Origin of the sequence: Streptomyces sp. NPDC007084 (assembly GCF_040703595.1) — a bacterium.
Taxonomy (GTDB): domain Bacteria; phylum Actinomycetota; class Actinomycetes; order Streptomycetales; family Streptomycetaceae; genus Streptomyces.
Window position 1 is genome coordinate 1 of record NZ_JBEYFY010000039.1, and the last position, 3742, is coordinate 3742.

General features: G+C 76.4%; 3 protein-coding genes. All 3 read left to right on the forward strand.

Annotated elements, in window-relative coordinates; genetic code table 11:
- Positions 1 to 942: hypothetical protein (locus tag AB0912_RS25750; RefSeq protein WP_366703679.1), on the forward strand; the 942-nt coding region annotated here is incomplete at its 5' end.
- Positions 939 to 2144 (forward strand): hypothetical protein, encoded by a 1206-nt coding sequence (locus AB0912_RS25755; RefSeq protein WP_366703681.1) that lies wholly within the window; start codon positions 939 to 941, stop codon positions 2142 to 2144. The genes AB0912_RS25750 and AB0912_RS25755, both read left to right, overlap by 4 nt.
- 62 nt (positions 2145 to 2206) lie before the next feature.
- On the forward strand, positions 2207 to 3565 hold the full coding sequence (locus AB0912_RS25760) for a hypothetical protein (protein WP_366703757.1): 1359 nt from the start codon (positions 2207 to 2209) through the stop codon (positions 3563 to 3565).
- The last annotated feature ends 177 nt before the right edge of the window (positions 3566 to 3742 follow it).

The following is a 3742-nucleotide window of genomic DNA, read 5'->3' on the forward strand; positions in this document are numbered from 1 at the left end:
GCGGCCCGGGCCGCCGACGGCTGGTCCGCCACTCCGGCCGCGGGCGGCGCGGCCGACGGACGGCCCGCCGTGTACGCGGAGGGCGCGCCCGGCACCGTCCTCCAGGACGCCGTGTCCGTCGCCAACCCGGGCGCCCGGCCGGTCACGGTCCGGCTGCGCGGCGCCGACGCCGACAGCACCGCCGACGCCGACAGCAGCGCCGACGGCGCCCCCACCGCGCGGCGGCGGGCCACGGACACCGGTGCCTGGATCGCCTTCGCCGGGCGGACCGGGGGGAGGCGGACCGCCGTGCGCACGCTGTCCGTACGGGTGCCCGCGCACACCCGCGCCGACGTGCCGTTCACCGTGGCGGTCCCGGCGGGCGCCGTGCCCGGCGACCACCCCGGCGCGGTACTCGTGAGCGGCGGGGGCCGCACGGCGGCGGTCCGGGTCCAGGTGCGGGTGGCCGGCCCGGCGCTGTCGGCGCTGACGGTCGAGCACGTCCGGGTGGGCGGCGGCCGGATCTCCTACGACTTGGTCAACCGCGGCACCACCGTGCTGGCCCCGCGCCTGGCCGTGCGCGCCGACGGCGTCCTCGGCCGGGTGCTCGACCGCGCCCCGCGCCCCCTGCCCGTGGAACTCCTCCCCGGCCGCCGCGTCACCCTCCACGAACCGTGGACCGACCCGCCGGTCTTGGACGCGGTCGACGTGCGGCTGACGGTGACGGCGGCGGACGGGGTGCGCGGCACGGCGACCGCGTCCGCCCGGTTCGTGCCGTGGGGGCGGGCCGTCGGCGCGGGGTGCGCGCTGGTGGCGCCGGTCGTCCTCATCGCCGTACGGCGTCGGCGGCGCCCCTCGGGAGAGGCCGGACGGCGCGGGCGCCGGCGGACCGATGGCGCGGAGCCGGGTGAACAGCCCGACGTGGAGGCCGAGTTGACGGGGTTGACGGGAGCGGTGAGGTGAGCGTCCTGGGCGGCAGGGGCAAGGGCAAGGGCAACGTGCGGATGGCGGCGCTGGGGGCGGTACTGGCCCTGCTGCTGGTCCCGTCGGCGGGGGTGGCGTGGGCGGAGACGGGCGGCGCGGGGACGGGTGGGGCGGATAAGGCCGCCGTCGGGACGGGCTCGGCGGCAACGGCCGTCGCTGCCGGGGGGCCGAGTGTGAAACTCTCCGCCTCGCAGGCGGGGACGGGCGGTTCGGTCACCGTGAGCGGTGGCGGATGGCGGCCCCGGACCCTGCTGATGCTGCTCATCTGCGGCCAGTCGGTGCCCTCGCGCGGGGTCATCGGCGGCACCAACTCCTGTGCCAACGCCGACGGCCGGGCCGTCACCACCGACGCCAAGGGCGCCTTCCGCCGCGAGCTGCCGGTAGCCGAACCGCCCAAGCCCTGCCCCTGCGTGGTGCACGTCGCCACCGTCACCGGCGCGAAGGCCGAGGCGGACGCCCTCTTCATGGTCGCCGGACACTCGGTCGAACCCCTCCCCAAGGAGCCGAGCGGCGGGCGCCTTTCCGTGCTCACCGACACCCGGCTCGACGGGTCGAGCGGGCTGCTGACCTGGTTCGGCTCGCCGCCCGCGCGCACCCTCGTCTTCACGGTCGGCAACGTCGGCACCGCCGCCGTGAAGAACCCGGTCTTCCGCGTCGGCACCTCCCACGGGGTGTTCGCCCCGCAGTGGGAGGAGCAGGAGTGGCGCGGCACGGTCGCGCCCGGCCGCAAGGCGCGGATCAGCCTGCCCGTCGAGCTGCCGGCCGGGGCGCACGGCGACTACACCGTCTCGCTCGTGTACGGCGGGAAGGTGCTCGCCGAGCAGCCGTGGGGCGTCGGCCGCCCCTGGGGCGTGACCGTCTTCTGGGTGCTGCTCTGCGTGGTCGTCCCGGCGGCGGTGTTCCGCGTCGGCATGGCCCTGGTGGACCGGGTGCGCCCGCACCGGCCCGCCGGGCGCGCGGGCCGCCACCGGGGCCTGCGCCTGACCTGGCCCACCCTCCGCCCGCCCCGGCCGGCCACCGCCGGCCCCCGTACTCCGGCGACCGTCCCGACGGTCCCGCCGGCCCCGGCCGCCCTGCCGTGGTTCACCCCGGACAGCGATCCGGGCACCGCGGCGCACGGCCGGCTCTCCGCACCGCACGAGAACGGTCCGACCCCCCAGACGAGAGAAGGACATACGTGAGGACGCTACGGAGAGTGGTACCGGACACCGGGCGCAGAGCGGGCGCGGCCGGAGTCGCGCTGATGCTCGGCGGTGCGGGCATCCTGCTGGGCGTGGCCGCCGTACCGGCGCGGGCCGCCGAGGTGTCGTACAAGACGGAGTGCGTCCCGCCCGCGATCTCCGGGCTGCCCGCGGTGCAGGGCACCACCAGGGTGGAGATCGGCGCGCCCGCCGAGGCGAAGGTGGGCGACGAGGTCACCATCACCTGGAAGTTCGCCCAGGCCGCCTCGAAGAACCCCGACGTCCTCGACCTCGGCAAGGACACGGTGCAGCCGTCCGGCACCCTGAAGGCGGGCGGCGCCCAGAGCGCGAGCGTCGCCATGCGGGGGCCGCGGCAGAACCCGCCGATCCCCAAGAACAGCGACATGAAGCTGTCCGACATGACGGGCACGCTGAAGCTGACGGCGGCCGGGGAGGTCACGCTGACGCCGGACGCGTACACCATCAACGTCAACAAGCCGATCTCCACCGACACCACGTGCGCGCCCAAGGAGACGGTGGGGGCCTCCGCGACCATCAAGGTGACGGCGGGCGACGGGAGTTCGGGCGGCGGGACGGGCGGCCCGACGGCCACCCCGACGCCGACCGCGACCCCCACCCCGTCCGGTGAGCCGACCGGCTCGGGCACCCCGTCGCCGACCGGTGGCGGCACGACCGGGGGAGGGACCGGCGGTGACGACGGCGGGGCGTCCGGCGGGGGCGGTTCGGCGGGCGGGGGCGACGGGCAGAGCGACTTCACCGGCAAGCAGGTCTCCGTCGCCTACGCCTGCAAGACGCCCATCGGGGACAAGGAAGCCACCTCGCCGGTGCAGATCAACGCCCGGAAGAACGGCGGGAGTTACGACCTCACGGTCAGGTTCGGGAAGTCGGTCATGGACAGCCCGGCGGACATCCCCGCCGACTCCGTGAAGCCCTCGATGCAGGTCGTGCTCGGCGGCGCCGACAAGGGCACCGTGGGTGTCGAGGGGCCGGCCAACTCCGCGCCGATCAGGTCGGGTTCACCCATCGAGATCCCGGACCTGAAGGGCACGTACAAGCCGGGCGCTACCGGCAGGTCCACGCTGTCCCCAGGGGTCCTCACGGTGCTCGCCCTGGGCACGACGACGACCTGTACCCCGGCCGAGCCGGAGGTGTCCCTGACCCTGGACACCTCCGAGCAGGCGGGCGGCGCCTCGGGCGGCGGCACCTCCGGCTCCGGATCGGGCTCCGGCTCGGGCTCGGGCTCGGGCTCGGGATCGGCGGGCGGCGCGGCCTCCGGCGGCCTCGCGGAAACCGGCTCCGACAGCCACGGCGCCCTCAAGGCCCTCGCCCTGCTGGCCGGCACAACGATCCTCCTGGGAGGCGCGGCCTTCACCTTCCTGCCCCGAGGCAGGACACGCTGACCGAACAGGGAAACGGAGCCCGAACAGGAAAACGCAGCCCGCTTCCCTGTCTTCGCTCCCCTTCGCCCGGCTTCGCTCGCCTTCGCCCGGCTTCGCTCGCCTTCCGCCGCGGTGACGGCGGAGGGCTCCCGCCCCGGAACGCCGGAGGGGCGGCGCCCCCCCCGGGGGGGGGGGCCG